General features: G+C 59.8%; 3 protein-coding genes and 1 pseudogene. 3 read left to right on the top strand and 1 reads right to left on the bottom strand.

The window, feature by feature from the left end; all coding sequences use genetic code 11:
- Both FMM79_RS20085 and FMM79_RS20080 read left to right on the top strand, forming a co-directional pair.
- The coding region (locus FMM79_RS20085; RefSeq protein WP_148625073.1) for an integrase core domain-containing protein at nucleotides 1-268 on the top strand (268 nt) is incomplete at its 5' end.
- Between the two features lie 308 nt (nucleotides 269-576).
- A complete protein-coding gene (locus tag FMM79_RS20080; RefSeq protein WP_162528570.1) occupies nucleotides 577-2,283 on the top strand; it encodes a M48 family metallopeptidase in 1,707 nt (568 codons plus the stop codon).
- 121 nt (nucleotides 2,284-2,404) lie between these two features.
- Here FMM79_RS20080 and FMM79_RS22000 read toward each other — a convergent pair.
- A pseudogene (locus FMM79_RS22000) lies at nucleotides 2,405-2,605 on the bottom strand (tyrosine-type recombinase/integrase); the annotation flags it as partial.
- Between the two features lie 87 nt (nucleotides 2,606-2,692).
- Between FMM79_RS22000 and FMM79_RS20070 the strand changes: the two are divergent.
- A partial coding sequence (locus FMM79_RS20070; RefSeq protein WP_148629299.1) for an IS3 family transposase occupies nucleotides 2,693-3,246 on the top strand: 554 nt, incomplete at its 3' end.

The raw sequence follows: 3,246 nt of genomic DNA, 5'->3' as shown, positions 1-3,246 counted from the left end.
CTTCACCGGCGTGCTGCGGCGCGAGGGTATCGCCATCAGCATGGACGGCCGCGGCGCCTGGCGCGACAATGTCGTGGTCGAGCGGCTGTGGCGCTCGGTGAAGTACGAGGAAGTCTACCTGCACGCCGACGCATGCGTCAGCGAAGCGCGCAGTTCGATCGGCCGATACCTGGGCTTCTACAACGCCCGGAGACCTCACTCGAGCCTCGGCGGACGTACGCCCGATCAAACCTACTTTGACAATCTGCCACAGGCCGTGGCAGCGTGAATTGGCCGCGACTTGCGGGGCGTCACTCCGGCCGGGCTACGCCCGACCTCCATGACGCCCCGCAGGCGCCAGCTTGAACAACCAAACCGCAGACGATCCACTTATCAAACGTCAAAGGCTGTTCAGACAAACCGAGCCACTTCTCACTTCCCGAAAACAGACAGGCAGCTATCCGAGCATTTCTGACAAAAACCGACATTCCGCTAACGACCCAATTGCGGACTTTGGCGCCGGAGCGGCTTAGATAGGGCGGTCGCTCAATCCATGCTATTAGCCGGAGTCGCGGGTCGGATTGCATGGAGAGCGAGATGAGCATTTCCAAATTGGTCGCTGGTGCCAGCGTGATGGCGATGAGCCTCGCGGCAGGCACGCAAGCGAATGGCCAAACAAGACCCGCTAATGCGGTCGAGATGACCGCGGTCGAGAACGTCGCGCTCGTAGAATTGGCGGGCGCGCCTCTTTTTGAAGGGCTAGGTGACTACCACCGCCGGATAACGACCGCCAACGCGGGCGCTCAAAGCTATTTCGATCAGGGGATGGTGCTCGCATTCGGCTTCAATCACGCCGAAGCAATCCGGTCGTTCCGTGCAGCACAGAGGCTCGATCCGCAGTGCGCCATGTGTTTCTGGGGAGAGGCGCTGGCGACCGGCCCCAACATCAACGTAACTGCCAAGGGCAAGGCGGTCATGAGCCCGGAAGAGCGGAAATCGGCTTTTGCCGCGATCGGTAAGGCAATGGATCTGCGCTTCAACGCGAGTCCAGCAGAGCAGCTGTTGATCGAAGCCCAGGCGGCGCGATACAACGGCGATCCCGACACGGGGCGAGAGCCGCTCGACCAAGCCTATTCGGATGCGATGGGTCAATATGTCGCAGCACACCCCGACGACGACGATGCGAGTGCAATCTTTGCAGAATCGCTGATGAACCTCATGCCTTGGGACTACTGGTCAGATGCCGGCCTGCCCAAAGAGGACACGCGCAAGGTGATTGCTACGCTCGAGAAAATAATTGAGCGAAGTCCCAATCACCCTCTAGCCCTGCACCTTTATATCCACGCGGTCGAGGCGTCGGAAACGCCGGGCATCGCGGAGGATGAAGCGGACCGCTTGCTCGATCTGGTTCCGGCATCGGGGCACCTCGTTCATATGCCGGCGCACATCTACTGGCGCGTCGGTCGCTATGACGATGCGGCGAAGGCCAATATCCGCGCCGCCGCAGTCGACGAGGAATATATTGCGGCATGTAATGCGCAGGGTTTCTATCCGGCGCTCTACTACCCGCACAACATCCACTTCCTGTGGGCCGCGACCAGCATGTCGGGGCAGAGCGCGATGGCGCTCGCATCAGCCGAGAAGCTCGCCGCAAACGTCCGCATGGAGCAGATCGAGCAGTTTCCGACGGTGGAATTCTTCAAGACCATTCCGCTGCTCACGCAGGTGCAATTCGGTCGATGGGACGAGATTCTCGCGCAGTCCGAACCGCCCACCCCACGCGATTATTCACGAGCGATCATGAATTACGCGCGCGGCCTTGCGTTGGTTCACAAGGGTCGCGCAGCCGAAGCGCAGGTAGAGCTGGACCAACTCGCGCAGGCCAAGGATAGCGTGCAGATAAGCTTCCTCGATAATGCGGACTATCCAGCGTCGGTGCTGCTGAACATTGCACACGGCCTGCTTGCGGGTGAACTGGCGCTCGAAGAAGGCGATGATGACAAGGCAATCGGACTGTTCCAAGAGGCCGTGTCACTGCAGGACGAGCTGCCCTATATGGAGCCGCCTTTTTGGTATTATCCAACCCGCCAATCCCTGGGGCAGGCCCTGCTAGTCGCGGATCGTGCGGCGGAAGCGGAAGCAGTGTATCGCCAGGACCTGAAAGACTACCCGAGAAACGGCTGGTCGATGGCGGGATTGATCCAGTCGCTGAAAGCTCAAGGCAAGGCCACGCAAGAGGCTCAGTCTGACTTCGCCGTCATCTGGTCCAAAGCAGATGTCGACCTGGAAGGATCGCGTTTCTGAGACCCAACGCGCGCCGTCGACGTGCAGTCTGATGTCCGCTTTCCACCCCATAATGAGACGTTCACGGACGCTTGCCGAACGGGAAAGCGGCCCTTCCGCTTTTGGAAGGGCCGCCTCACGGTCAAATCTCAGTTCGCTCTGCTAATTGTAGAGCATCTTCGACATCCACACCGAGATAGCGCACGGTATTCTCGATCTTCGAGTGTCCGAGCAGGATCTGAATGGCTCTGAGATTGCCAGTAGCCTTGTAGATCATCGAGGCCTTGGTTCGTCTGAGTGAGTGCGTTCCGAACTCCTCACGCCGGAGCCCGATGGCAGTAACCAGAGGTGGCCTGGAGAATCTGCACACTGAGATAATTGGATTTTCTGCCTGAGAGCAGCCAGATGGGCTGCGAGACAGGAGCAGAGAATGAGCAGACGACCCCGGCGCAACCACAGCCCGGCATTCAAGGCGAAGGTGGCGCTTGCCGCGATCAAGGGCGAGAAGACGCTGGCAGAGCTGGCGCACGACTATGATCTGCATCCCAACCAGATCACGACGTGGCCCACGCAGTTGCTCGAAGGGGCGGCCGGAGTGTTCGGCTCGAAGAAGGTTTCAAACGAACCGGCTGTCGACGTGAAGACGCTGCATGCCAGGATCGGGGAACTGACGCTGGCCAACGATTTTTTTGGAAGGCGCGCTCGGCAAGGCAGGACTGTTGCCGAGCGCAAAGCGATGATCGATCAAACGGACACCTTGCCGGTGAAGCGGCAGGCGAAGGAACTGGGGATCAGCCGGGGCAGTGTCTATTATCTGCCGCGGCCGGTTTCGTCCGAAGATCTTGCGATCATGCGTTGCATCGACGCGCTGCATCTGGAGTTTCCGTTCGCAGGCAGCCGGATGATGCGCGACTTTCTTCGTCAGGAGGGCATCACGATCGGCCGCTGCCATGTCGCGAGCATGATGAAGAAGATGGCGATCGA

The organism is Novosphingobium sp. BW1 (assembly GCF_008107685.1).
Lineage (GTDB): Bacteria > Pseudomonadota > Alphaproteobacteria > Sphingomonadales > Sphingomonadaceae > Novosphingobium.
Note: the sequence above shows the minus strand (reverse complement) of the source record. Positions and strands in the feature narration are given on the sequence as shown.